General features: G+C 71.0%; 24 protein-coding genes. 10 read left to right on the plus strand and 14 right to left on the minus strand.

Annotation, left to right across the window (positions count from 1 at the left end):
• Positions 1-55 precede the first annotated feature (55 nt).
• Positions 56-1,096 (plus strand): LacI family DNA-binding transcriptional regulator, encoded by a 1,041-nt coding sequence (locus E4K62_RS14035; RefSeq protein WP_135068463.1) that lies wholly within the window; start codon positions 56-58, stop codon positions 1,094-1,096.
• A 61-nt stretch (positions 1,097-1,157) separates the two neighbouring features.
• Here E4K62_RS14035 and rplL read toward each other — a convergent pair whose 3' ends face one another.
• Together rplL and rplJ are read right to left on the minus strand one after the other, a co-directional pair.
• Positions 1,158-1,547, minus strand: a complete 390-nt coding sequence (gene rplL / locus E4K62_RS14040; RefSeq protein ID WP_135068465.1) for a 50S ribosomal protein L7/L12 — start codon at positions 1,545-1,547, stop codon at positions 1,158-1,160.
• A gap of 44 nt (positions 1,548-1,591) precedes the next feature.
• Entirely contained in the window at positions 1,592-2,107 is a 516-nt protein-coding gene (gene rplJ / locus E4K62_RS14045; protein ID WP_135068467.1) for a 50S ribosomal protein L10, read from the minus strand.
• Positions 2,108-2,412: 305 nt separating this feature from the next.
• Here rplJ and E4K62_RS14050 point away from each other — a divergent pair, with 305 nt between their 5' ends.
• The 6 genes from E4K62_RS14050 to E4K62_RS14075 all read left to right on the plus strand — a co-directional run bounded on the left by E4K62_RS14050 (position 2,413) and on the right by E4K62_RS14075 (position 7,997).
• Positions 2,413-3,153, plus strand: a complete 741-nt coding sequence (locus E4K62_RS14050) for a hypothetical protein (RefSeq protein ID WP_135068469.1) — start codon at positions 2,413-2,415, stop codon at positions 3,151-3,153.
• Between the two features lies 1 nt (position 3,154).
• On the plus strand, positions 3,155-3,898 hold the full coding sequence (locus tag E4K62_RS14055; RefSeq protein ID WP_135068471.1) for a hypothetical protein: 744 nt from the start codon (positions 3,155-3,157) through the stop codon (positions 3,896-3,898).
• Between the two features lie 9 nt (positions 3,899-3,907).
• The gene (locus E4K62_RS14060; RefSeq protein WP_135068473.1) at positions 3,908-4,561 is read left to right on the plus strand and encodes a YqaJ viral recombinase family protein; all 654 of its coding nucleotides are present in this window, start codon (positions 3,908-3,910) and stop codon (positions 4,559-4,561) included.
• Between the two features lie 99 nt (positions 4,562-4,660).
• Entirely contained in the window at positions 4,661-6,349 is a 1,689-nt protein-coding gene (locus E4K62_RS14065) for an MDR family MFS transporter (RefSeq protein ID WP_135068476.1), read from the plus strand.
• Position 6,350: 1 nt separating this feature from the next.
• Entirely contained in the window at positions 6,351-6,839 is a 489-nt protein-coding gene (locus E4K62_RS14070; protein WP_240742703.1) for a MarR family winged helix-turn-helix transcriptional regulator, read from the plus strand.
• 123 nt (positions 6,840-6,962) lie between these two features.
• The gene (locus tag E4K62_RS14075; protein ID WP_135068480.1) at positions 6,963-7,997 is read left to right on the plus strand and encodes an NADP-dependent oxidoreductase; all 1,035 of its coding nucleotides are present in this window, start codon (positions 6,963-6,965) and stop codon (positions 7,995-7,997) included.
• 11 nt (positions 7,998-8,008) lie between these two features.
• Here the strand turns inward: E4K62_RS14075 and E4K62_RS14080 are convergent, their stop codons facing one another.
• The 8 genes from E4K62_RS14080 to E4K62_RS14115 are packed head-to-tail and all read right to left on the minus strand — an operon-like array spanning position 8,009 to position 18,651.
• The gene (locus E4K62_RS14080) at positions 8,009-9,934 is read right to left on the minus strand and encodes an SDR family NAD(P)-dependent oxidoreductase (RefSeq protein ID WP_205805778.1); all 1,926 of its coding nucleotides are present in this window, start codon (positions 9,932-9,934) and stop codon (positions 8,009-8,011) included.
• Entirely contained in the window at positions 9,931-11,421 is a 1,491-nt protein-coding gene (locus E4K62_RS14085) for an FGGY-family carbohydrate kinase (RefSeq protein ID WP_135068484.1), read from the minus strand. Before E4K62_RS14085 ends, E4K62_RS14080 begins: the two co-directional genes overlap by 4 nt.
• Positions 11,422-11,443: 22 nt before the next feature.
• Positions 11,444-13,096, minus strand: coding sequence for a glycerol-3-phosphate dehydrogenase/oxidase (locus E4K62_RS14090; RefSeq protein ID WP_135068486.1), 1,653 nt, complete (start codon positions 13,094-13,096; stop codon positions 11,444-11,446).
• 55 nt (positions 13,097-13,151) lie between these two features.
• Complete coding sequence (lsrF, locus tag E4K62_RS14095; protein ID WP_135068489.1) at positions 13,152-14,024, minus strand: 3-hydroxy-5-phosphonooxypentane-2,4-dione thiolase; 873 nt, start codon at positions 14,022-14,024, stop codon at positions 13,152-13,154.
• Positions 14,017-15,069 (minus strand): ABC transporter permease, encoded by a 1,053-nt coding sequence (locus tag E4K62_RS14100; protein ID WP_135068491.1) that lies wholly within the window; start codon positions 15,067-15,069, stop codon positions 14,017-14,019. Before E4K62_RS14100 ends, lsrF begins: the two co-directional genes overlap by 8 nt.
• Positions 15,066-16,037, minus strand: coding sequence for an ABC transporter permease (locus E4K62_RS14105; protein ID WP_135068493.1), 972 nt, complete (start codon positions 16,035-16,037; stop codon positions 15,066-15,068). Before E4K62_RS14105 ends, E4K62_RS14100 begins: the two co-directional genes overlap by 4 nt.
• Positions 16,034-17,530: a sugar ABC transporter ATP-binding protein gene (locus E4K62_RS14110; RefSeq protein ID WP_135068495.1), complete on the minus strand. Its 1,497-nt coding sequence runs from the start codon at positions 17,528-17,530 to the stop codon at positions 16,034-16,036. The genes E4K62_RS14105 and E4K62_RS14110 overlap by 4 nt, the downstream gene beginning before the upstream one ends.
• 32 nt (positions 17,531-17,562) lie before the next feature.
• Entirely contained in the window at positions 17,563-18,651 is a 1,089-nt protein-coding gene (locus E4K62_RS14115) for a substrate-binding domain-containing protein (protein ID WP_167747798.1), read from the minus strand.
• Positions 18,652-18,858: 207 nt separating this feature from the next.
• Here E4K62_RS14115 and E4K62_RS14120 point away from each other — a divergent pair, with 207 nt between their 5' ends.
• Positions 18,859-19,608: a GntR family transcriptional regulator gene (locus E4K62_RS14120; RefSeq protein ID WP_135068499.1), complete on the plus strand. Its 750-nt coding sequence runs from the start codon at positions 18,859-18,861 to the stop codon at positions 19,606-19,608.
• Positions 19,609-19,638: 30 nt separating this feature from the next.
• Here the strand turns inward: E4K62_RS14120 and E4K62_RS14125 are convergent, their stop codons facing one another.
• A complete protein-coding gene (locus E4K62_RS14125; RefSeq protein ID WP_135068501.1) occupies positions 19,639-20,523 on the minus strand; it encodes a LysR family transcriptional regulator ArgP in 885 nt (294 codons plus the stop codon).
• Between the two features lie 69 nt (positions 20,524-20,592).
• Between E4K62_RS14125 and E4K62_RS14130 the strand changes: the two genes are divergently transcribed.
• Positions 20,593-21,243: a LysE/ArgO family amino acid transporter gene (locus E4K62_RS14130; RefSeq protein WP_135068503.1), complete on the plus strand. Its 651-nt coding sequence runs from the start codon at positions 20,593-20,595 to the stop codon at positions 21,241-21,243.
• Between the two features lie 26 nt (positions 21,244-21,269).
• Positions 21,270-21,545, plus strand: coding sequence for an acylphosphatase (locus E4K62_RS14135; RefSeq protein WP_135068505.1), 276 nt, complete (start codon positions 21,270-21,272; stop codon positions 21,543-21,545).
• 10 nt (positions 21,546-21,555) lie between these two features.
• Here the strand turns inward: E4K62_RS14135 and E4K62_RS14140 are convergent, their stop codons facing one another.
• The 3 genes from E4K62_RS14140 to E4K62_RS14150 form a co-directional block, all read right to left on the minus strand.
• Positions 21,556-22,374 carry an amino acid ABC transporter ATP-binding protein gene (locus tag E4K62_RS14140; RefSeq protein ID WP_135068507.1) on the minus strand — a complete coding sequence of 273 codons (819 nt, stop codon included), beginning with the start codon at positions 22,372-22,374 and terminating at the stop codon, positions 21,556-21,558.
• Entirely contained in the window at positions 22,361-23,026 is a 666-nt protein-coding gene (locus tag E4K62_RS14145; RefSeq protein ID WP_135068509.1) for an amino acid ABC transporter permease, read from the minus strand. Before E4K62_RS14145 ends, E4K62_RS14140 begins: the two co-directional genes overlap by 14 nt.
• Positions 23,027-23,087: 61 nt before the next feature.
• Positions 23,088-23,891: an amino acid ABC transporter substrate-binding protein gene (locus E4K62_RS14150; RefSeq protein WP_135071396.1), complete on the minus strand. Its 804-nt coding sequence runs from the start codon at positions 23,889-23,891 to the stop codon at positions 23,088-23,090.
• Between the last annotated feature and the right edge of the window lie 15 nt (positions 23,892-23,906).

Genomic DNA, 23,906 nt, shown 5'->3' on the forward strand with positions numbered 1-23,906 from the left:
CCGCGGTTAGCCTTTCTGCGGCGAGGACGGTGCGACGGCGCAGCGAGGAGGCACCATGAGCGGGATCTCCGACGTCGCGCGCCTCGCCGGCGTCTCCAAGTCCACCGCCAGCCGCGCGCTCACGGGCAGCGGGTACGTCTCCGACCAGACACGTCGCCGCGTGGTCGAGGTGGCCGCATCCCTGGGATACGTGCCCTCCACCAGTGCCGTGAGCCTGGCCACGGGTCGCCTGCGTTCCGTCGGCGTGCTCGTTCCCACCGTGGCCCGCTGGTTCTTCGCCGAGGTGCTGGGAGGCGTCCAGTCCGCGCTGCTGGAGCGCGACCTCGACCTCACCCTGTACGAGGCACCGCCGGGGACAGCGGAGCGCCGTCGCATCCTGGCGGACTTCCTGCCCCGCCGGCGGTTCGACGGACTCATCGCGGTCGGGTTGGAGCCGGCCGAAGGAGAACTCGAGCATCTCCAGCGGATCGGACGCCCCGTCGTCAGCGTCGTGGGCGGGACGGGCTCGTCGAGCCTCGTCACCGTCGACGACGTGCACGCCGCGCGGCGCGCCACGGAGCACCTCATCGCCCTCGGGCACCGCAGGATCGTCTTCCTCGGCGGCGACACGGATGACCACTTCGCGCACGTGGACCGGCTCCGCCTGCACGGCTATCAGGCGGCCATGGCCGATGCGGGGCTCGCGGACCTCGTCCGCCACGTGGGCTCGGGCGTGAGCATCCCCGAGGGCTACGCCGCGGCGGTCGATCTGCTCGGCGAGACGCGCGCGCGTCCGACGGCGCTCGTCGCGGCCTGCGACGAAGTGGCCATCGGGGCGATCATCGCCTCTCGCCGTCTGGCGATCGCGGTACCCGGCGACCTCAGCGTCGTCGGCATCGACGACCACGAGTACGCGGAGATGTTCTCGCTCACGACGCTGCGCCAGCTCCCACGCGAACAGGGCCGCGCCGCCGTCGACCTGCTGCTGCGCACTATCGACGACCCGGCCCGCGCCCGGGAGGAGCTGCGCCTGCAGGCCCAGCTCGTCGTGCGCAGTTCGACGGCACCGGCAGACCCGGCTCTGGCCGTCGCCGTCTCGGACACCCGCCCGCGCTGACACGCCGACGGAACGGAAAAGGCCCCGGATGCGTCGCATCCGGGGCCTTTCACAGAGGGTGTTACTTGAGGGTCACCGAAGCGCCGGCCTCCTCGAGGGCAGCCTTGGCCTTCTCGGCGGTCTCCTTGTTGGCACCTTCGAGAACGGGCTTGGGCGCACCGTCGACGACGGCCTTGGCCTCGCCGAGGCCGAGCGAGGTGAGCTCGCGGACGACCTTGATGACCTGGATCTTCTTGTCGCCGACCGACTCGAGGACGACGTCGAAGGAGTCCTTGACCTCTTCCTCCTCGGCGGGGGCACCACCGGCGGGAGCGCCGGCAGCGGCGACCGCGACGGGCGCGGCGGCGGTGACGTCGAAGGTCTCCTCGAACGCCTTCACGAACTCGCTGAGCTCGATGAGGGTGAGCTCCTTGAACGCGTCGAGCAGCTCCTCAGTGCTGAGCTTTGCCATGATGTTTCTCCTTGATTGGGGTTTCGCTGTGCCGGGGCCCGGTGTCAGGCCGCGGACTCCTGCTTCTCGCGCAGCGCGTCGACCGTGCGGACGGCCTTCGACGGGAGCGCATTGAAGACGTACGCCGCCTTGGTCATCGTCGCCTTCATCGCACCGGCGAGCTTCGCCAGCAGGACTTCACGGCTCTCGAGATCGGCGAGCTTGTTGACCTCATCCGCGGTCAGGGCTGCTCCGTCGAAGAAGCCGCCCTTGATCACGAGGTGAGGGTGTGCCTTGGCGAAGGCACGCAGACCCTTCGCGACGGTGACCGGGTCACCGTGCACGAACGCGATGGCCGACGGACCCTTGAGGTCGTCGTCCAGTCCCGTGACCCCCGCATTGCCTGCGGCGATCTTGGTCAGCGTGTTCTTCACCACGGCGTATTCCGCGTCCTGACGGATGCTGTTGCGGAGCTCCTTGAGCTCGGCAACCGTCAGCCCGCGGTACTCGGTCAGCAGAACGGCGGTCGAGTCCTCGAAATGCTTCGTGAGCTCGGCGACCGATGCTTCCTTCTGCGCCATGGCCACTCCTTGTGTGTACGAGGCGCTCCGCGGAGGCGGGGCGCCGGCCGGGGACCATCGCGATGCAGGCAACAAAAAAGCTCCGGCGCAGGCGCACGGAGCTGGATTCAGGAGAATCGTTCTGTGTCACCTGCGTGGGCCCCTGCTGTGCAGAGCTTCGATCGGGTTGCACTTGCGCGCACACCGATGACCGACGGTCTTTGGCTTGCTCACCAGCATACGTGCCGGAGTTGCGTGCGGCAAATCCCGCATGGGCACAATGGGTGCCAGCACACTCACCCGGGGGGATGACGATGGCGTTGCGGATGGTTCTACCCGAATCCGAGCATTGGATCGAGGTCGCCGAGCGCGCCCGGGCGTTCGAACGCGCAACCGGCGAGGTCGCACCGCAGGACGTCGCGGCCTCAGCGGATGCTCCGGATGCCGAGCGCGCACTGTACGGCGACTATCGCCGTTACTCGCGGCTGGCGTGGGGCGCGCTGGCCACGGCGCTCTGGCTGGCCGCCGGCCTCACCTCCGCGCTGATCCCGAACGGATTCACCGAGACCCTCGAGCGCGAGCAGGGCACCGCGTGGGCGATCACCGCCACCGGCCTTCTCCTCACCATCGCACTGGCCGCCTTCTCCGTCCGGCTGCTGCGGTCGCTGCGACGGGCGGGACGGGCGCTGACGGAGGCGCTGGCCTACTGGGTGCGCCTGCCCTACCGGCGCGGCGAGCGGCCGCGAGCCGACCCCCGCTCCGGCCGCGCGCGCCGCACGCACACCGACCCGGCTCTCGCGCTGCGCATGGCGGGGGCGGGGATCTCGTGCTGCCTCGCCCTCCTCGGCGCGGGCCTGGCGGTGTTCGCCCTGCAGCGCGGCGAAGCGGGCGCGGCGCTTTCCGCCGCCCTGGTGGCAGCCGGGATGCTGCCGATCTCGGTCGGCGCGTTCGCCGACATCCGCCGCGCCGCCTTCGCCGTCTTCGCTCCGCCGACATCGGCGAGGGAGATGTTCGGAGTGGTCCCGGCCGACCAACCGTTTCCGCCCGCGCGCACCGGAGGGGCCTGACGTGTTCGTCTACATCCGCCCGGCGTCGCTCCCCCTGGTCGAAGCCGCCGAAGAGGCTCTCGCCGCCGGGCAGCGCGCGCCCTTCCCACCCGGGATGAACGCCACGCGGGCCGAGCGCGCGGCGACGACGGTGCGCGCCGACTACACGCGCGTGTCACGCTGGCTGCTGGGCCTGCTGGCGACGGCGGGCGCGGCCTTCGCCTCCCTCGGCGTGATGGCCGCCGTCGCGGCGCTGGCTCCCGGACTGGCGGGGCCGGTCATCGTCCTCGAGCTCCTCCTCGGCGGGGTCGCGATCGCGGCCGCCGCCGGCATCCCCTCCGTGCTCCTGCTGTGGAAGCTGCATACCAGCGGGCGCCGCCTCGCGAGGGCGGCCGGATTCTGGGCTGCGCTGCCCTACCTCGCGGGCGTGCGGCAGCCGGTGACGCGGGAGTTCATCCCCGTACGACTGCCGCACCGTTCCGCCGACATGCTGCTGCGGTTGATCACCGTGTCGCTGGGCATGCTCGCGGCGGTGTTCTCCGTCTCCATGATCTTCTACGCCACGCTCGTCACCCCGAACGCGGCACTGTGGGTGACCGCGATGCTGTGGTCAGCGCTGTTCGTCGCCGTCACGCTGGGCCAGTGCGGGGGGATCGTGCGGATCGAACGGGGGTACGGGTATCGCGATCCGAGCATCTACGACCGGCGGATGCGACGCTCGCGTGCGGCCGCGCGCCGTGTCGAAGACGTCGGCGCGCCGGGTTAGCCTCGAGGGGTGACCCCCGAACTCGCCGCCCGGATAGTCGCGGATTCCCGCGACCGCGTGGCGTGGATCCGGGCCCGCTCGCGGGGCATCACCGCGACGGACGTCGCCGCACTGACCAGTGAGCGCGCCATTGCGAAGGCCGCGGATCAGAAGCTGGGCGGCGGTGCCCGCTTCTCCGGCAACGCCTACACGGCACACGGACGCCTGCGAGAGCCGGAGATCGCCGCGTGGGTCGCCGCGACGCACGGCATCCAGCCCTCCTCCGCGCTGTTCCACGCGGTCGTGGAGAAGCGGCATCTGGCCACCCCCGACGGGGTAGGAGTGGACGCGGCGGGCCGCGTGGTGCTCGCGGAGATCAAGACGACGAACAAGGCCTGGCGCAGCATCCCGCGCTCCTACCTGCGACAGGTGTGGTGGCAGCAGCACGTCCTGGGAGCCGAGCGGACGCTCGTCACGTGGGAGGTGCACGACGGGTTCGTGCCGGTGGACGATGAGCCGCGGTGCCAGTGGGTCGACCGCGACGAACGGGAGATCGACGCGCTCGTGGGGCTGGCCACTGCCCTCATCGACGAACTGCACCGCCGGACGATGCACGCCCGTCAGGGCGCTGCGCCCGCACCCGCGCCCAGGGAGGCGTTCCGCGCTCTCGCGCTTGCGGAGTGACCAGTCTTTGACGCAAGTCAACCAATCGGCGTATCGTTGATGTAGATCAACTATCGCGCCGATGCCGTCGCGGAACCGTCACCTGCACGAAAGGGCCCCATGGCTCTCGATTCCTCCGCTGCGCCCGCCCGCCGTCGCGTCCTGCCCGCCCTGCTCGGACTGCTGATGGGCATGTTCGTGTCCATGCTGGCCTCGACCGTGGTCTCCACCTCTCTCCCGGTGATCGTCCACGATCTCAACGGCGACCAGGCCGTCTACACGTGGGTCGTCACGTCGACCCTGCTCACGACGGCGATCTCGACCCCCATCTGGGGCAAGCTGGCCGACTTGTTCAACCGCAAGCTGCTCATCCAGATCGCGATCACGCTGTTCGTGCTCGCCACGGCAGCTGCCGGGTTCTCCCAGAACCCCGAGATGCTCATCACCTTCCGCGCGATCCAGGGCATCGGCGCCGGTGGCCTCGCGGCCCTCAGCCAGGTCATCATGGCCGACATCATCAGCCCGCGTGAGCGAGGCCGCTACATGGGCCTGTTCGGCGCCGTCATGGCCGTCGCCACGGTGGGCGGCCCGCTCCTGGGCGGTCTCATCACCGACGCGTTCGGGTGGCGCTGGAACTTCTTCGTCGCCCTGCCCTTCGCCGTGGCGGCGCTGATCATCCAGCAGCGCACGCTGCACCTGCCGAAGCATCCGCCCCGCAAGGTCCGCATCGACTACCTGGGCATCGTGTTCCTCGCCGTGGCCGTGTCCCTCCTGCTGATCTGGATCACCAACGCCGGCCAGACCTACGAGTGGGCCAGCACCGAAACGGCCCTCATGGTCGGCGGCGCCGCGCTGGCGACGGTGCTGTTCATCATCAGCGAGCTGAAGGTGTCCGAGCCCCTGGTCCCGCTGAACCTGTTCCGCAACGCGACCTTCACCCTCTCCGTGGTGGCCTCGATCGCGACCGGCCTGGCCATGTTCGGCACGTCGGTGTACCTCAGCCAGTACATGCAGCTCGCCCGCGGCGCCTCGCCGACCGAGGCAGGGCTCCTCACCATCCCGATGATCGCGGGCCTGCTGATCGCCTCGATCGTGGTGGGCGCCCTCATCACGCGATACGGGCGCTGGAAGGCCTACCTCGTCCTGGGCGCCGTCCTGCTGATCGCCGGCTCGTTCCTGCTGTCCACGATCCACTACGACACCTCGCTCGTGCTCGTGGGCGTCTATATGTTCCTCCTCGGCGCGGGCGTCGGAATGACGATGCAGAACCTCGTCCTGATCGTCCAGAACACCGCGGACCCGGCCACTCTCGGCACCTCCAGCGCGGCGGTGGCGTTCTTCCGCAGCCTCGGCGGCACCGTCGGCGTCTCCGTGATGGGCGCCACGGTCGCCGCCTCCGTGACCTCGTTGCTGGCCGAACGCCAGGCCGAGCTGGCGACCGCCATCGCGGGCCTCGGCCCGGCAGGGGCGGGCGTGGCCGACCAGCTGCAGTCCGGCTCGCTCCCCCAGGTGTCGGCGCTGCCCGAGGCCGTACGGGTGATCTTCGAACAGGTCTACGCGATCTCCATCTCCCACGCGTTCCTCATCGCCGTCCCCCTCGCCGTCATCAGTCTCCTGGCCATCGTCTTCCTGCCGAACCACCCGCTGACGCGCATGACCACCGCCGAGCGCATCGCCGCCAGCGAGGCCGACCTGGCGACGGTGTCGACCGCCGAGGGCATGGCCGCGCTCGGTGCCACCGGTGCTGTCGAGACCCTCCCGGAGAACGACCGGCAGCACGCGGGCCGGCGCTCGGGGAAGGATGACTGACGTGACCGGTGATCCCGCCCCGATCCCCACCCCCGACGACGGACGCCGGGAGGCCATCGACGCGCTCGAAGGGTCCTTCTCCGAGCTCGTGACGGTGTTCCGCCGGCTCATCGCCGAGGCGGCGGAGACGGCGAGCCCCGGCATGCTGCCGGGGACGTTCAAGGTGCTCTCCGCCATCAACCGGATGGGCCCGGTCACCCTCTCCGCGCTGGCGGAGCGACTGACCGCGGACAAGGGGCTGACCAGCCGCAGCGTCAGCGAGCTGGAAGAGCTCGGGCTCGTCGAGCGCACTCCCGATCCACTGGACCGCCGCTCGCGTCTGATCGCCGTCACGCCGCTGGGCACCGAACGCCTCACGGCCGCACGCGCTCCCCACAGTGGCCGCCTGGCCACAGCTCTCGCCGATTGGTCGGTGGAGGACATCCGCCACGCCGCCGTCCTGCTGTCGGCCCTCGCGACGGGGCGCGCACCCGCCGACGACGCACGGTAGCGGCCGCGGGAGCTTCTCCGGGCAGTGACCGCCGCGTAACACCGGCGAGACATTGCTCGGCTTGACTGGACATCGTCCCAGTCACCTGTGCTGCCGACGCCGACCGCACGGAAGGAGCGACGGATGAGATTCCGCCCGCTGCGCCCCGAGTCCGCTCCCACGGGCGCCCTCCTCACCCCGCCCGCCCCACCTCCCGCGAGGATGCGCGCCCAGGTGCTGGACTCCGTCGGAGACGCCGCGGCGCTGCGCCCGGCCGAGGTCGAGGTCCCCACCCCCGCGCTCAGCGAAGTGCTCGTGCGCGTCGTGGCCGCCGGGGTCAACCAGATCGACTCGAAGACGCGGGCCGGCGCCGGGGTGTCGGAACAGATCTGCCACTACCCCGCGACGCTCGGGTACGACTTCAGCGGTGTCGTGGTGCAGGCGCCCTTCGAGGCGTACCCCTTCCCGCCCGGCACCGAGGTGTTCGGGATGTCAGCCTTCCCCCGCAGTCCTGGAAGCTACGCCGAATACGTCGTCGCCCCCGCGCTGTCCCTCGCGCGCAAGCCCGCATCCCTCTCGTACGTCGAGGCGGCCGGGGTGCCCCTGGCCGCACTGACGGCGTGGGGCATCGTGGTGGAGACCGCGCTCGCACACGAGGGCCAGCGCATCCTCATCCACGCCGGCAGCGGCGGGGTCGGTCACTTCGCGGTCCAGTTCGCCGCCTACTTCGGGGCTCATGTCGTGGCGACCGGCTCCGCCCGCAATGCCGGCTGGCTCCGGGATCTGGGCGCCGCGGTCGTGGTGGACCACTCGACGCAGCGCTTCGAGGAGGTCGCCACCGACATCGACGTCGTGATCGACCTCGTCGGCAACGACTCCGCACACACCGGGAGGCGCTCGCTCGCCGTCCTGCGCCCCGGCGGCCTGCTGATCGAGGTGCCCCGCGGCACGTGGCCGGGCTTCGCCGAGGACGCGGCGGCCGCCGGCGTGCGAGCCACCGGCTACACCGTCATCCCCGATGGCGGCGTGCTCGCCACGATCGCGCGCCTGCTGGACTCGGGCGCCGTGCAGGTCTACGTCGACAGTGTCTTCGATCTGGCCGATGCCGCCGGCGCGCACGCCGAGCTGGAGCGGGGCCACGCGCGCGGCAAGGTCGTCCTACGCGTCAGCGACGACTAGAAGCCCGCGCTTCAGATCACGCGGTCGTTGCCGCCGTCAACGCTCACATGCGCGCCGGTGGTCGCCGGAAAGGACGTGCACAGGGCGACGACCGCTTCGGCGACCGTGGCGCTGCGCACCTCGACGCCGAGGAGGTTCCGCGTGCGGTACTCCGCCACCGTGAGACCGTAGTGAGCGGCGCGGGCCTCGAGCAGTTCCGGGGTCCAGATCGCCGTGTCGAAGACGGCATCCGGTTCCACCTGGTTGACCCGGACGCGGTCGGCCGCCCACTCCAGCGCGGCCACGCGTGCCAACTGCGCCGCCGCCGTCTTACTGGCCGAGTACGCCGCCGCGCCCGGACCGGGCGCCGCGACGTTCTTCGTGGAGACCAGCACGACCCGCCCCCCGCGGGGCGCTCGCGCCAGGACGGGGTGCACCGCGCGCAGGAGCCGCATGGGAGCGGTGACGTTGACGCGGAGGGCACGGTCCCATACCTCGTCGGCCACCTCGGCCACCGCCTGCGAGGGCGGGAAGATCCCCGCCGCGATCACGACGATGTCCACGCCGCCGAACTCGCGCACGGCGGTGTCCACCGCCGCGTCCAGCACGGCAGGATCGCTCACGTCACCCACGATGCTGCGCCAGGCGTCGCCGGAGCCGACCTCGGCCACGGCGTCGGAGAGGTCGACGCCCACGACCGCCGCACCATCGGCGATCAGCCGCTCGGCCACGGCGCGGCCGATCCCGGATGCCGCGCCCGTCACGATCGCGACCTCGCCGGTGAGCGGCCGGCGCGTGCGGCCGGCCAGTTTCGCCTGCTCGAGCGACCAGTATTCGATGTCGAACGTGTCGGACTCGTCCAGCGAGCGGTATCCGCCCAGGCGGTCGGCGGCGTCGATGACGTCCATGGTGTGAAGTGCCACATCGGCGGCCACCCGCAGGTCCGAGACCGACCCTCCCGCGAAGAGGCAGCCCAGCTCCGGATCGAAGATGACGCGGGGCGCCGGGTCGAGCTCGGTGATCTCCGTCGTTGCCCGCGTGCGATGCCGCGCGACGTAGTCGCGATACCGCGCCGCGTACGCGGCGACGTCGAGACCCACGAGCGGTTCCCGCTTGGTGTACAGCACGTGCTCGGGGGTCGCCGTCCCGCGGCCGGACACTGCCGCCACGTCGGGGCGCCGCGCGAATTCGTCCGCACGACCGGATGACGACTGCCGCACGAGCATCGGACGCCCGGCCGCGGTGGACACCGCCTCGCGCAGCTGCGCGATCGCCGCGACAGAGCCCGAGCGGTCGATCTCCGCCCCAGGATCGCCCCACACCGGCACGCCGGCGGCGGCGGACGCGCGGGCCACGAGGTCGCGGTGCCGGGCCAACGTCGCGTCCGGATCGTCGCCGAAGGTGAAGAGTCCGTGGTTGCTGAGCACGACCGCATCCACGCCGGAGACGTCCGTCCCGGCGACCAGCCGCGCGAGGCCGAAGCCCGGTTTGACGTAGGGCAGCACGACTACCCGGTCGCCGAGCACCTCCGTGATGGCGGCGGGGGCGACGTCGCGGTTGGTGAGCGCGACGATCGCGTCGGCATGCGAGTGCAGCACGACCCGTCCGGGGAGGTAGGCGTGCAGCAGCGCCTCGATCGACGCGGTGGGTGCGGAGGCGTCGAGCGAGGCCTGACGCAGTTCGTTCACCATGGCGGCGTCGTCCAGCTGCTCCAGCTGCAGCAGATCGTGCAGGCGCGCGCGGCGCAGCGGTGCGAAGCCCGCGGCCTGGATCGTGGCGAGGTTCCACCCGCTGCCCTTCACCAGGACGAGCTCGACCGCTTCACCGGTGACGTCGACACCCGTGGTCTTGATCGAGGTGTTGCCCCCGCCGTGCAGGACATAGGCGGGGTCGGAGCCGAGGGCGCGGCTGACCCGCACGATCTCGGCCAGCGCGTCGGGCGACGAGGCGACGCTCACGCCGTGGCCTCCCATACCGCGCGCATGGCGCTGAGGGCGCGGTCGAACGTCGCTGACTGCCGCGCGTAATCCGCGGCGCATTCCCCCGGCTCGACCACGAGGCGCGGGTCCGGCTCCGCGTGCCACGCCGCGGTGTCCATGCCCACGCCCCGCGCGGCGAGCCACGCCACGCCACGGGCACCCAGCTCGGTGCCCAGCTGACGCCGCATGGGGTGCCCGACGACGTCGGCGAACATCTGCGCCCACACGGGGTTCTTCGCCCCGCCGCCGGCGAGCGTCCACGGTCCGGCGGAGACCTCCGCCCCGCTGGAGCGGACCTTGCCCAGCTGCACGCGGTGATACTGCGTGATCCCTTCGGCCACGGCGCGGGCCACGTGCGGATAGCCGTGATTCCCCTTGACGCCGAGGAAGGTGCCCGAGGCACCCAGGTGCTCGGGCGCCCCGTGGATGAAGGGCAGGAACAGCAGGCCGTCGGCCAGCGGCGGCGCGCTCTGCCCCGCGGTCAGCAGGTCGCGCGGCGTGACGGGGATCGTGGCTCGCGCGCCGAGGAGACCGGCAGCCCATTCGATGCTGGCCGCGGACGTCGGGGCGACCTCCATGGCGAGCATCGCGGCCGGATCGGGCAGCAGCGCGTTGATCGTGACGCGCGGCGGATCGGTGTCGGCCGGCACCACGACACTGTTGATCGCCCACGTGCCGACGATCACCGTGACATCGCCCAGTGCGGTCGCACCCGCACCCAGCGGGCTGGCGACGCAGTCCATGCATCCGGCGACGACCGGGGTGCCCAGCGGCAACCCGGTGCGCGCGGAGGCGTCGGCGGTCACGGCGCCGACGACCTCATCCGATGCGCGCAGCGGAGGGAACAGCCGAGACGTGTCCGCGGGAAGGCCCAGCAGCTCGAGCACGGCCGGCTCGTAGTCCCGGGTCGCCAGGTTCACCAGTCCGCAGCCGGACGAATCCGACAGGTCCGCCTGCGCCGAACCGGCCAGGCACGCGGCGATCCAGTCCTTGCACGTGAGCGCCCAGCGGGAGCGCTGGAGCACGTCGGGCTCGTGGTCGTGCAGCCAGCGCAGCAGCACGCCCGGCTGCGCGGCCCACGGCATCGACCCCGTGACGCGGCGCACGCGCTCCACCTCCGCGGCGTCCAAGGACGCCACGATCGCCTCGGCGCGATGATCCGTCGACGCGATGGCCGTGCGCACCGGGCGCAGGTCCTCATCCACGAGGTAGAGCCCGTTGCCGTGACCGGTGGCGGCGACCGCCGCGATCGTCCAGCCGTCTCGTGCGAGGTCGGCGGTGAGATCGCGCAGCACGTCGGCGACGACGTCCCACAGCGCGTCCATATCCACCTCCTGCCGCTCGCGCGAGACGGCGACGCGCGGGTTGGGGGCGGAGACGGTGCGGATCTCGTTGCCCGCCTCGTCGAAGGCGGCCGCCTTCGCCGAGGTCAGGCCCACGTCGATCCCGATGACACAGGTGCTCATGATGGTGTCCGCTCTCCTGTCCTCACGGGGTCTGCTCAAGACCGGGGGCGTCCCGCAGCGCTCTGGGCACGAAGCGCCGAACCGATACACGGTAGCGCGCGATCTCCGCGTCGGCGTGCTCCTCGCTCCAGCCGGCGTACGCCACCAGGACCGCCGCTGCGCGCGGTGCGCACGAGAGCCCCACATCGCTGTTCAACGCGATGACGGTGCGTCGCAGCAGCACGTCCTCGAGCGTCACAGCGCCTTCCTCCCGGACCGCGTGGAGGATCTCGGCCGCGATCGCGCCCGTCTCCTCGTCGACGATCTCGGCGAGGGCGGGGTCGGTCGCGGCGAGCATCTCGATCTCCCGCGCGAGCGTGCCGTACACGTCGGCGAGGCGAGCGGCGGTGCGCTCGGGCAGCGAGCTGCGCTCCACGAACGAGGCACGGAACTGCGCCACGTCCTCGGCGGGGGCGCCGGGGAAGCGCGCGTCGCGCGTCGGCGAGGTCTGTCTCCGGAGCCCCAGCAGCTTCTCGATCTTTCGCAGCGTCTGCTCGCCGAGCGCGCGATGCGTGGTGTACTTGCCGCCGATGATCGTCACGAGACCGGCGGAGTCCCCGTCGTGCACCACGATCTCGCTGTCCCGGCTGACCGAGGAGGGGTCGGTCAGATCTGCGACGTAGGGCAGCGGGCGCACCCCCGAGTAGGACCACAGCACGTCGTCGGGGGTGAGGCCGGCCTCGGGGATGATCGTGTTGACCGACGTCAGCAGATAGTCCACTTCGTCCCCGTCGATCGCGATGTCCTCGATCGACCCGTCGTAGGGCAGATCGGTCGTGCCCAGCATGAAGCGCCCGTCCCACCAGGGCAGGACGAACATGGGGCGACCGTCCTGCGGAGAGTCGAAGAAGACGCACGTGGCGGGGGCGCCGGGGAAGGTGTCCACCACGAGGTGGCTGCCCTTGGTGGGACCGATCCGCCGGGGGTGGGTTCCGGCGAGGGCGAGGACCTCGTCCGCCCAGGGGCCGGCGGAGTTCACGACGACGGGGGCGCGCAGTTCCTGCTCCTGGCCGCTCTCCCGGTCGCGGTAGACCACGCCGGCGATCCGCCCGCCTTCACGCAGCAGCGCCGTGACGGGAGTGTGCGTGAGCACCGTGGCACCGTTGCGCGACGCGTCGATCGCCAGTTCGGTGGCGAAACGCTCGGTCACCGGCACGTGCGCGTCCTGGAACAGGCCGCCCCACTTGACACCGGCCTTCGCCACCGACGGCCACTCCCGCGAGAGGCGGCCGCCGAACACGATGCGGTTCAGCGGCAGGCGCTTGCCGATCGCGAGCACGTCGTGCACGATGAGGCCGCACGACATCAGCCAGCCCGGCGTCTTGTTCCACTTCGCGAACGGGATCAGCATCGGATAGGGCAGCACCAGGTGCGGCGCCGCCTTCAGCAGGATGTCGCGCTCGCGGATCGACTCGAAGACCAGCGGGATCTCGAACCGCGGCAGGTACTTCAGTCCCCCGTGGATGAGGCGGGTCGAGATCGCCGACGTGCGTGCGGCGATGTCGTCACGGTCGATCATGACGACGTGGAGTCCGCGGGCGGCCGCTTCACGCGTGATGGCGAGGCCGTTGATGCCGGCGCCGATCACGACGACGTCGGCCGAGTGGGGCGCGCTGTGGGTGCGCAGAGTGGGCATGGGATTGTGTCCTTCGGGCGTGCGGGCGCCCGGGTGGGGCGCCCGCACGCCGGTGTCAGTGGGAGAGGGACTGGAAGAGCTCGAACGCGTCGGCCGGGTTCAGGCCGTCGTGGACGACACCGCGGACGGCGGCGAGCATGGCGGCCGGGTGCTCGGACTGGAACACGTTCCGGCCCATGTCGACGCCCGCGGCGCCCTCCTGCATGGCCTGGTACGCCACGCGCAGGGCCTCCTGCTCCTCGACCTTCTTGCCGCCGGCGATCACGATCGGCACGGGGCACGCGCTCGTGATGGTCTCGAAGCCCTCCTCGACGTAGTACGTCTTCACGAAGGCGGCGCCCAGCTCGGCGCTGATGCGGGTGGCGAGACGGAAGTACCGCGCGTCGCGCACCATGTCGCGACCGACGGCGGTGACCGCGAGCACCGGGATCCCCGTCGCCTGACCCTGGTCGACGAGCGTGGTGAGGTTCTTGATCGACTTGGTCTCGTTCTCACCGCCGACGAACACCTGCACCGCCAGAGCGGCGGCGTCCAGGCGCACGGCGTCATCGATGGAGACCGCGAGCTCTTCGTCGGACAGCTCCTTCAGGACGCTCGGTCCCCCCGAGGCGCGCAGGACGATGCCCTTGCCGTTGTCGGCGGGGATCGTGGTGCGGAGAGCTCCGCGCGTGCACATGAGGGCATCGGCCTGCGGGACCAGCGGCAGGATGGAGCGCTCGAGGTTCTCCAGCCCGGAGGTGGGGCCCTGGAAGTAGCCGTGATCGAACGCGAGCATGACGGTCTTGCCATCGCTCGGGTCGAACACGCGCGACAGACGCGCGCGCAGGCCCCAGTCCTGGCCGGACTGGCCCTTCAGGTGGAAAGCGCCGGGGGCCGTGCGGGCGGCGGAGAAGTCCGTGCCGTCGCGGAGGTCGTCGAGGTCAGCCATGGATGGGCTCCTTCTGTGTTGTGGTGGTGGACGCTGCCTGCGGCGCGCCCGGGGTCAGGGAGGCACGCAGCCGCCGGATGCTGGTGCGACCGGTGCCGGTGGCGGCGGAGGCGACGATGACGACCAGGACGACCAGGACGCCCTTCAGCACGTTCTGGGCGCCGACGGACCAGCCGACGAGGTTCAGCAGCCCCGACAGCAGCACGAAGAAGAGGGCACCGGTCCAGGCACCGGTCGCGACCGGGCGTCCGCCGGAGATGAGGGTGCCGCCGATCACGACGACCGCGATCGAATCGAGCATGTAGGACGTACCCAGCTGCGTGCTGGGCGAGATGAACGCGGCCAGCAGGCCGCCCACCAGCCCGGCGAAACCGGCGCTGACGAGGTAGGCGGTCGCGGTGACGGCGACGACCTTGAGCCCCGCCCGCTCGGCGGCACGCTCGCTCTGGCCCACCGCGATGATCGACAGCCCGAGCCGGGTGTGGCGCAGCAGGAACCAGATGACCACGGTGACCAGCACGACGAGGAGGGCGATGAGGGGGATGCCGAGCACCTTGGCATTGACGAACGAGCGCAGCGCCGGATCCGCACCGCCCCGTGCGGCATCGGCGAGCAGCAGTGTCGCGCTGGTGACGACCAGACTCGTTGCGAGGGTGGCGATGATCGGGGGGACCCGCAGCAGCAGGATGGCTGCGACGCTGACGGCGCCCGCGGCGACTCCGGCGCCCGCGGCGGCGGCGAGGCCCACGACCGGTCCCGCCGTCGCTCCCACGGCCACCGAGACGTACGAGGTCATCGAGACGATCGTGCCGACGGACACATCGATGTTGCCGGGGCCGAGGGTGATGACGAGCATCTGCCCCAGTGCGACCAGCACGAGGAACGGCGCCAGCGAGAGCGCCTGGGTCAGCGGGTCGAGCGGCGCGCCGGGGCGCACCGCGACGATGACGGCCCACACCGCGAGCACGCCGATGAGGGACCACCCCCACGCGGGCCACGTGAGGCGGCGGCGCTCGGTCGGTACGGCGTTGTCGATGGCGCTCATCGGACGAACCTCTCGGTGATGATGCGGCCGGCCAGCACAGCGATGACGATGAGTCCCTGTGCGGCCGACTGCAGGCTGGAGGGCAGGTTGATGAGGCTCAGCAGGACGGTGATGAGCCCGAGGGTGACCGCCCCGAGCGTGGTGCCGATCGGCATTGCACGACCTCCGGCGAAGGTGCCGCCGCCGAGGATCACGGCGGCGATCGTCATGAGCGTGTACTCGCTGGCCGCGTTGATGTCACCCGACCAGGTCTGGGAGGCGAGCATGAGGCCGGCGAGGATCATGAGGATCGCGGCGATCACGTACGCGGCGATGCGGGTGGCGGCGAGCGATACGCCTGCCTTCTCGAGCGTCGGGGCCTGTGAGCCGAGCGCACGCATGCGCGTGCCGATGCGCGCACGACGCGTGACGTACCAGCCGATCAGCGTCGCGGCGATGATGAAGATCACGGGGGCCGGGAACCACGTGGGTCGCCACGTCGAGATGACCGACAGCCACGCGGGCGTCTCGCCTCCCGGCGTCGGGCGGATCTGCAGGCCGATGCCCAGCCACACGAACGACATGCCGAGCGTGATGATGATGGAGGGCACACCGCGCTGCTGCACGACGTACGCGATGACGGCGTAGGCGACGACGATCCCGACGATCGAGGCGAGCGCGAGCAGCGGCGCGTCCACGAAGAGCGTCGCGGCGATGACGGTGACCAGACCCACCAGGAACCCGATCCCGAGGTCGATGTCGCCGACGCTCATGATGATCATCTGCGCCTGCGCGGCGAGCACGAGGGGCACCGACGACATGAGCATGAGCGTCAGACCGGGAACGCTCAGGATGCCCGGCTGCAGCGTCGCGGTGATCGCGAAGATCGCCACCAGTGCCACGAGCGCGAGCAGAGCGGGCGATCCGTTCACGGCGTCGGCGCGCAGGCGCTGACCCGTGGAGGGGAACGAGACGGTGGCGGTGCTCATCGAGCGTCCTCCTGCGTGCGGTCGTCGCCGCCGAACGAGTCGGCGATGATGCGGTCTTCCGTGATGTCGTCGTCGGCGAGCTGGCTCACGATGCGGCCGGAGCGGAACACGTAGACGCGGTCGCAGTGCGCCATCTCGCCGTTCTCCGTCGAGTACCAGACGATCGAGCGGCCCCGGGAGGCTTCCACGCGCATGAGGGCGTAGAGCTCGTTCTTGGTGGCGACGTCCACGCCTCGGAAGGGGTCGTCCAGCAGCACCAGGGCCGCGTCCGTGGCGAAGGCGCGGGCGACGAGCACCTTCTGCTGGTTGCCGCCCGAGAGCGAGGTGATCGGCGCGCGGGCGCCGCCCTTGACGCTTAGGCGCTGCACCCATTCGTCCGCGAGCGCGCGCTTGCGGCCCGAGCGGATGACGCCGCCGGAGGAGAGCTGCCGGGAGGCCGAGACGGTGAGGTTCTCCGCGACGCTCCACAGCGGGAAGATGCCGCTGGTCTGACGGTCGCCGGGCACGTAGGCGCGGCGCTTGGCGACGGTGACCCCCCGCGCGCTGGTCCACAGCCGCCGCAGGAGCACGTCCTGTCCATGGCCGGCGAGCCCGGCCAGGCCGACGATCTCGCCCGGCTGCACGACGAAGGGCACGCCCTCCCCGGTGATGCGCGCGACCGTTCCGCCCTGGCGGATGTCGGCGCGCTCGGTGGCGCTGACCCGGCGGACGGTGGCCGTGTCGGCATGCACTTCGCCGCCCATCGTGGACAGCAGAGCCTGTTCGGAGGTGGCACGTGCCGCGACGGTGTCCACGATCCGGCCGTCCTTCATCACGGCGATGCGGTCCGCGTTCGCCAGGACCTCCTGCATCCGGTGCGAGATGAGCACCATGGCGACACCGGATGCGGCGAGCTCGCGCAGGTGCGCATACAACTGGGCGGTGGCGTCGACGCTGAGCGACTCGGTCGGCTCGTCGAGGATGAGCATGGCGAGATCAGGCGTGCAGAGAGCGCGGGCGATCTCGACCATCTGCCGCTGCGCCATCGTCAGATCGCTCGTGCGGCGCACGATCGCGATGCCGTGCCCCGGGAAGACGTGATCGAGCTTCTCGGCGACGTGCCGTTCGGCGGTGCGCCGCCACGCCAGGCCGCGGGCGCCGCGATCGGAGAGGGCGATGTTCTCCGCGACCGTCAGGTCAGGGCACAGCGCCAGCTCCTGGTAGACCATGCGGACGCCGGCGCGAGCGGCCGCGGACTGGTTCCACGCCGCGCCGCCGCGCCAGCTCACGCTGCCGGCATCGGGCTGCTCGCGCCCGGCCAGCACGCGCATGAGGGTGCTCTTGCCGGCGCCGTTGTGGCCGACCAGTCCGAGGATCTCGCCCGCCCGCACGGTGACGTCGATCCCGGCGAGGGCCGTCGTGCTGCCGTACCGCTTGGACACGTCCTGCGCCGTCAGCACGACCTGCGTCGCCTCGGGCGAAGCAGAGGGGGGACTCTGCGTCACGGATGCCATCGGGTGCTCCTTCGAACTGGTCGGCCGGTCGGTCACTTCTGCAGCGCCGGTGCCTGCACGTCTTCGCCGTTCTCGAGCGCCTCGAGGGCGGCCTCGATCGACTCGTCATCCCACGCGATGGCGGCGTACTCGTCGGTGCCCAGCTCGGACACCCAGTAGTCGAGGTCCTCCTGCGCGATCTTCACCAGCGGCAGCACGACCTCGGCCGGCACGTCGTCACCGCGCTCCTTGGCGAGGGCGACGTAGATGGCGGCGACGACCTGGCCGGGGTCGGTGAGGGCGGCGAAGGAGCCGTTGTCGATGCCGCTGTCCTGCCAGAACTTCAGCGACTTGCCGTCGGTGTCGAAGACGACCACGGGTGCCTCACGACCGGCGGACTCGAACGCCTGCACGATGCCCATGCCGCCGATGCAGCCGGGCACCGCCGCGATCTCGGGGAGCGATCCGAGGATTCCGACGATCTCCTTCTGCGCGGTCGCCGAGTCGCAGAAGCCGTTGATCTCGGCGGCGACCTTCACATCCGGGTAGTCGGCGAGGATCTCCAGCTGACGCGCGTGGAACGCCTCCTCGGGCTGAGAACCCACGACGCCGCGGTTGATGACGATGTCGCCCTTGCCGCCGATCGCCTCGAGGGCGGGTTCAAGGGAGTCCGCACCCCACTGGCCGTACTCGTTGCGCACCACGGTGCCGCAGCTGGTCTCCATGTCGGCGTCGAGAATGATGACGTTGATGCCGGCGGTGCAGGCCTCTTCGATGACGGGCTTGAGCGCGCTGGAGGACGCCGGGATGACCATGAGGACGTCGGGGTTCTGCAGCATGAGGCTGCGGATCTGCGACGCCTGTTCGGTGGCGCTGTTCTCGCCCGGGGCGTTCACCACCGAGTAGTCCGACACGACGCCTTCGGCCTTGAGCTTGTCCGCCTCGGTCTCGAACTTGTCGATGAGCGTGAGGCGCCATCCGTTGACGAAGCCGTTGGACAGCGCGATCTTCAGCCCTTCGGGCTCGCCGCCCTCCGTGCCGTTTCCGGCGTCGGCGGTGCCGCCGCAGCCGGCGAGGAGCAGGGTCGCCGCGACGGTCGCGGCGACCGCGGCGCCGGCACGTCGGATGTGGGGGAACTTCATTGTCATTGCCTCCTGGTTCGCTTCGTCGCGAAGTGACGAACGCTGAGCGGTCGGGCACCGCTCGGGACCTATTATGACCAACATGTCATGATGAGTTGGTAATGACTAAGATAGGCATGCGTCGCGGCGCTGTCAATCGCGGCGACTCCGGCCCGCCGAGCACGCGCGATACGCTCTGAGCACTGGCGCCGGACCGAAGGAGCCGCCATGTCCACACCCGCGTCGTACCCCGTCCTCGACCGCGAGGCGGATGCGCCGCTGTGGCAGCAACTGGCCAGGGTGCTGCGTCAGGAGATCGAATCCGGGCTGCTCCGCGCCGATCAGGCGCTCCCCTCCGAATCCGAGCTCATCGACCGCTACAGCGTCTCGCGGACCGTCGTGCGGGAGGCCCTGGCCGAACTGGTGCGCGCCGGCCTCATCTACAAGGTGCGTGCGCGCGGGTCTTTCGTGGCGCCCCAGCGGCCGGATCTGAAGTTCATCGGCTCGATGGCGGGTTCCTCCGACGATCTGTCCACGACCGGGCGCAACGTCACCACGCGCGTCCTCGATTTCGAGGTGGGCCCGGCCAGCCCCGACGACGCCCAGGCGCTCCGCCTCCCCTCCGGCTCCCAGGTCGTACGCCTGCGTCGCCTGCGCCGCGTGGACGGCACGCCCTGGCTTCTCGTGGACACGGTTCTCCCCTATGACCGCTTCCCGACCCTGGGCAGGGCGAACCTGGAGAACCGGTCCCTGTACGAGCATCTGCGCCGGCACTTCGGCGTCCACCCCAGCGGGGCGGACCGCTGGATCAGCGCCGTCGTACCGGGGGAAGAGGACGCCCGGTTGCTGGAGCTCAAGCCCGGCCAGCCCGTGCTGGCCATCGAGTCGCTGGCGTGGGACGACGACGGAGTGCCGTTCGAGCGCTACAACGCCCTGCACCGCAGCGACGAGTCGCGCTTCCACGTCGGCATCCGCTGACCAGGCGGAGCCCGACCGGCGAGCGGGCGCTCACGCGGCGGCCAGCACCCGCGCGCCCTCCTGCACGACCTCGTCGGCGATCTCGTCGAGGAGCGGGGAGGTGAGGTTCCACTGCTGCCAGAACAGGGGGACGTCCACGGGCGCGCCGCCCAGGAGGACGAGCTCGCCCGAGCGCACGTGCTCCTCCGACTGGAACGGCGGAAGCAGCCCCCACCCGAGGCCCAGCCGGATCGCCGTGGCGAAGTCGTGCGAGGCGGGGACGAGATGACGCGGAGGCGAACCGGCCGGCGCCTGATCGGCGAGCCAGCGCGACTGCAGGTCGTCACGGCGGTCGAAGTCCACCACCGGAGCCTGCGCGAGGGCGTCGCCGTCGACGCCGTCCGGGAACCAGCGCCGCGCGAACTCGGCGCTGGCGACCGCCTCGTACCGCAGCACGCCGACCGCGCGCACGCGACATCCGGCCACCGGCGCCTCCCGGGAGGTGATCGCCCCCATCACCGTCCCCGATTCCAGCAGGCCCGCCGTGAAGTCCTGATCGTCGCGGTGGAGCTGGAAGACCACCCGGTGACGCTCCGCCACCCGGGCCAGCGGCGGCAGGAACCACGTCGCCAGGGAGTCGGCGTTGACGGCGAGGGGCACGACGGCGGTCGCGGCCTCATCGGAGCCGATGCCGGCCAGGGCGTCGTGCTCGAGGAGGTCGAGCTGGCGGGCGAGGCGGACGACGGCCTGTCCCGCCTCCGTGGCGCGGACCGGCTTGGTGCGCACGAGCACGACGCGCCCCAGCCGGGCCTCCAGCGCCCGTACTCGCTGACTCACGGCGGAGGGGGTCACGTGCAGACGCCGGGCGGCGGCCTCCAGGGTGCCCTCATCGAGGATGACCGCGAGCGTGCGGGCCAGATCGACGGGGATGGACATGAAGACAGGCTAATGGTTCGGAAGAATCTTGAACTGGACGCTCCTCCGCGACCCGCCTAACGTCGACGTGTGCTCCCCTCCTTCCTCGCGGGCCTCGGCCTCGGTCTGACCCTCATCATCGCCATCGGCGCGCAGAACCTCTTCGTGCTGCGGCAGGGGCTGCGCCGCGAGCACGTGTTCGCCGTCGCCGCCGTGTGCGCCGCCTCGGATGCGGCGCTCATCGCGCTGGGGGTCTCCGGGCTGGGGCTGGCCCTCACGGCGCTTCCCTGGCTCGTGGAGGTGATCCGGTGGGCTGGCGCGCTGTTCCTGCTGGGGTACGGACTCCTCGCCGCGCGCCGGGCGATCCGCCCGAGCGGTCACGCGCTCGCGCCCTCCCCCGAAACCGAGCCGGCTCCCGGGTCGGCCGGCCGCGCCGGCACCGCCGTGCGCAGCCGCCTGGCGCCCGTGCTGCTGACGTGCCTCGCCCTGACCTGGCTGAACCCGCACGTGTACCTGGACACCGTGTTCTTCCTGGGGCTCGTGGCCAGCGGTCATGGGGAGGCACGCTGGGTGTTCGCCGCAGGCGCGATGCTGGGCAGCATCCTGTGGTTCTTCGGGCTCGCCTTCGGCGCACGCTACCTCAGCCGGTGGCTCGCCACGCCACGGGCCTGGCGCATCCTCGACGCTATCATCGCGGTCGTCATGATCGCACTCGCCGTCAGCCTCGTGCTGGTGCCGTGAGCGGCGGCGTGCGTCACGATGGGGAGATGATGCGCGTGCACGTGATCGTCCGAGGCGAGGTCCAGGGCGTCGGCTACCGCTACACCGCCCGCCTGGAGGCCGACGCCCGGGGCGTGCGCGGCTGGGTGCGCAACCGTCGCGACGGCACGGTGGAGGCCGAGGTGGAGGGCGCGCCCGCCGCCGTCGAGGAGATGCTGGGCTGGATGCGACAGGGGCCACCCGGATCGCGCGTCGACGAGGTGACGACGACCGAGACCGCGCCGGTGGGCGACGCCTCTTTCGAGGTGCACAGCACCGCCTGACCGCAGCCGGTCAGTCCTCCAGGGGCCGCAGGATGCTGTCGACGAACCGCCTCGTGCGTTCGTGCTGCGGGCGGGTGAACAGCTCGCCGGGCGTCCCGCGCTCCACGATGGCGCCGCGGTCGAAGAACAGCACCTCGTCGGCCACCTTCCGCGCGAAGGAGAGCTCGTGCGTGACGATCACCATCGTCCACCCCTCCTCGGCGAGCTCTTTGAGCACCGCCAGCACCTCCCCCACGAGCTCGGGGTCCAGGGCGCTGGTCGGCTCGTCGAAGAGCAGCAGGTCGGGTTGCAGCGCGAGCGCACGCACGATGCCCAAGCGCTGCTGCTGGCCGCCGGACAGCTCGAAGGGGTAGGCGTTGCGCTTCTCACCCAGGCCCACGCGCGCCAGCAGCGCCTCGGCGCGGGCCACCGCCTCGCCTCGCCCAACGCCGTGGGCGTGCACGGGACCCTCGACGACGTTCTGCAGCACCGTGCGGTGCGGGAACAGGTTGTGGTGCTGAAAGACCATCGCGGAGCGGTCGCGCAGGGCGCGCCGGTCGGCCTTCGACACGCGCCGGCCGAAGTCGATCGCCGGGCCGCCGTCGAAGGCTACCCGGCCGGCGTCGGCGATCTCCAGCCCGTTGAGACAGCGCAGCACGGTGGTCTTCCCCGAGCCGCTCGGGCCGATGAGGACGACCACTTCTCCGCGGCGCACCTCGAAGTCGACGCCGTCGACGACGCGGTTCGTCCCGAAGTTCTTCTCCAGTCCGCCGACGGTGAGGAGCACCCGATCATCGGCGGCGGCGGGCGGGGCCAGCGGATCGCCGCCGGCGGGCTCATCGTGCGACATAGCGGTCGAGCCTCCTCTCGATCGCGCCCTGCCCCGTGGCCAGCACGAGGCAGAACACCCAGTAGATGAACGCCGCCTCGAGATAGATGATCATGAACTCGTACGTGAACGCGGCGATGTTCTCCGCGCGCCGGAACAGCTCGGTGACCAGGATGAGCGAGGCCAGCGAAGTGTCTTTGACCAGCGAGATGAAGGTGTTCGACAGCGGCGGGACGGACACGCGCGCCGCCTGCGGCAGCACGATGCGGGTGAGGGTCTTCGTCGGCGACAGGCCCACGGTGTGGGCGGCCTCCCACTGACCCTTCGGCACCGAGAGGATCGCCGCGCGGATGACCTCCGCGGCGTACCCACCGACGTTGAGGGAGAACGCGATGACCGCCGCCGGCCACGGGTCGATCAGCACGCCCACCGAGGGCAGGCCGTAGAAGATCACGAAGAGCTGAACCAGGAGCGGGGTCCCCCGGATCACCGAGATGTAGAAGCGGGCGATGCCCGACAGCACGGGATTGCGGGCGAGGCGCAGCAGGGCGACGCCGAGCGCGAGGACCAGCCCGATCGCGAAGGACGCCAGCGCCAGCGGGATCGTCCCGGTGAGCCCGGCTAGCAGGAGGGGCCAGAACGAGTCGACGATGAGGGGCCACGCCTCCTCCATGACACTCCTTCCCGTCAGCAGGACGCCACGCGCTGCGTGACGCCTCTACTGCGTGACGTCTCTACTGGGTGACGTCGGCCCCGAAGTACTTCTCGCTGATCTCGGCGAGCACGCCCTCTTCGCGCAGCTCGGCGAGGGCCTCATCCACCGCCGCGACCAGCGCGTCCTTGTCCTGGGTGAAGGCGAAGGCGTTGTACGCGGGATCGTCCGTCTCGGCGGCGATCTTCAGCCCCGTCGGGCCCTCGCTGTTCTCGTAGTCCAGGAACGTGAGGCTGTCGTTGATGGTGGCGTCCACACGCCCCTGCTGAAGGAGGCTCACCGCCTGGGCCCACCCCTCGACGGGCTCGACGTTCGCGCCGCTGTCGGTGGCGAGTTCGTACCAGTTGCTCGTGAGGGACTGGGCGGTGGTCTTTCCGGCGAGGTCCTCGAAGCCGGCGATCGAGTCGTCGTCCTCTGTGACGACGATGACCCCGGGCGAGACCGTGTACGGCTCGCTGAAGAGGTACTTCTCCTCACGCTCGGGGTTGATCGACACCTGGTTAGCGATGACGTCGAAGCGACCCGCATCCAAGCCGGCGAAGATCGCGTCCCACTGGGTCTCCTGGAACCGGATCTCCAGCCCCAGCTTGTCGGCGACGGCTTCGGCGATCTCCACGTCGAACCCGACCAACTCGCCCGAGGCGTCGTGGAAGCTGAACGGCCGGTACGTCCCCTCGGTGGCGACGGTGAGGGTTCCGGCGGTGGCCAGGGCGTAGTCGTCCTCCGCGGGCGACGCTCCGGCCTGCTGCGCTCCCCCGCTGCAGGCGGTGAGGACGAGGACGGCGCCGAGGGCGAGGGCGAGGACGGTCGGGCGGGAGCGGAGCATGAGGGTTCCAGACAT

This window comes from Microbacterium wangchenii (genome assembly GCF_004564355.1).
GTDB lineage: Bacteria > Actinomycetota > Actinomycetes > Actinomycetales > Microbacteriaceae > Microbacterium > Microbacterium wangchenii.

Excerpts from the sequence above, each read along its gene's own strand:
- E4K62_RS14035 (WP_135068463.1), top strand. The coding sequence starts at position 56 with ATGAGCGGGATCTCCGACGTCGCGCGCCTCGCCGGCGTCTCCAAGTCC.
- rplL (WP_135068465.1), bottom strand. The coding sequence starts at position 1,547 with ATGGCAAAGCTCAGCACTGAGGAGCTGCTCGACGCGTTCAAGGAGCTC.
- rplJ (WP_135068467.1), bottom strand. The coding sequence starts at position 2,107 with ATGGCGCAGAAGGAAGCATCGGTCGCCGAGCTCACGAAGCATTTCGAG.
- E4K62_RS14050 (WP_135068469.1), top strand. The coding sequence starts at position 2,413 with ATGGTTCTACCCGAATCCGAGCATTGGATCGAGGTCGCCGAGCGCGCC.
- E4K62_RS14065 (WP_135068476.1), top strand. The coding sequence starts at position 4,661 with ATGGCTCTCGATTCCTCCGCTGCGCCCGCCCGCCGTCGCGTCCTGCCC.
- E4K62_RS14075 (WP_135068480.1), top strand. The coding sequence starts at position 6,963 with ATGAGATTCCGCCCGCTGCGCCCCGAGTCCGCTCCCACGGGCGCCCTC.
- E4K62_RS14085 (WP_135068484.1), bottom strand. The coding sequence starts at position 11,421 with ATGAGCACCTGTGTCATCGGGATCGACGTGGGCCTGACCTCGGCGAAG.
- E4K62_RS14090 (WP_135068486.1), bottom strand. The coding sequence starts at position 13,096 with ATGCCCACTCTGCGCACCCACAGCGCGCCCCACTCGGCCGACGTCGTC.
- lsrF (WP_135068489.1), bottom strand. The coding sequence starts at position 14,024 with ATGGCTGACCTCGACGACCTCCGCGACGGCACGGACTTCTCCGCCGCC.
- E4K62_RS14100 (WP_135068491.1), bottom strand. The coding sequence starts at position 15,069 with ATGAGCGCCATCGACAACGCCGTACCGACCGAGCGCCGCCGCCTCACG.
- E4K62_RS14105 (WP_135068493.1), bottom strand. The coding sequence starts at position 16,037 with ATGAGCACCGCCACCGTCTCGTTCCCCTCCACGGGTCAGCGCCTGCGC.
- E4K62_RS14110 (WP_135068495.1), bottom strand. The coding sequence starts at position 17,530 with ATGGCATCCGTGACGCAGAGTCCCCCCTCTGCTTCGCCCGAGGCGACG.
- E4K62_RS14115 (WP_167747798.1), bottom strand. The coding sequence starts at position 18,651 with ATGAAGTTCCCCCACATCCGACGTGCCGGCGCCGCGGTCGCCGCGACC.
- E4K62_RS14120 (WP_135068499.1), top strand. The coding sequence starts at position 18,859 with ATGTCCACACCCGCGTCGTACCCCGTCCTCGACCGCGAGGCGGATGCG.
- E4K62_RS14125 (WP_135068501.1), bottom strand. The coding sequence starts at position 20,523 with ATGTCCATCCCCGTCGATCTGGCCCGCACGCTCGCGGTCATCCTCGAT.
- E4K62_RS14135 (WP_135068505.1), top strand. The coding sequence starts at position 21,270 with ATGATGCGCGTGCACGTGATCGTCCGAGGCGAGGTCCAGGGCGTCGGC.
- E4K62_RS14140 (WP_135068507.1), bottom strand. The coding sequence starts at position 22,374 with ATGTCGCACGATGAGCCCGCCGGCGGCGATCCGCTGGCCCCGCCCGCC.
- E4K62_RS14145 (WP_135068509.1), bottom strand. The coding sequence starts at position 23,026 with ATGGAGGAGGCGTGGCCCCTCATCGTCGACTCGTTCTGGCCCCTCCTG.
- E4K62_RS14150 (WP_135071396.1), bottom strand. The coding sequence starts at position 23,891 with ATGCTCCGCTCCCGCCCGACCGTCCTCGCCCTCGCCCTCGGCGCCGTC.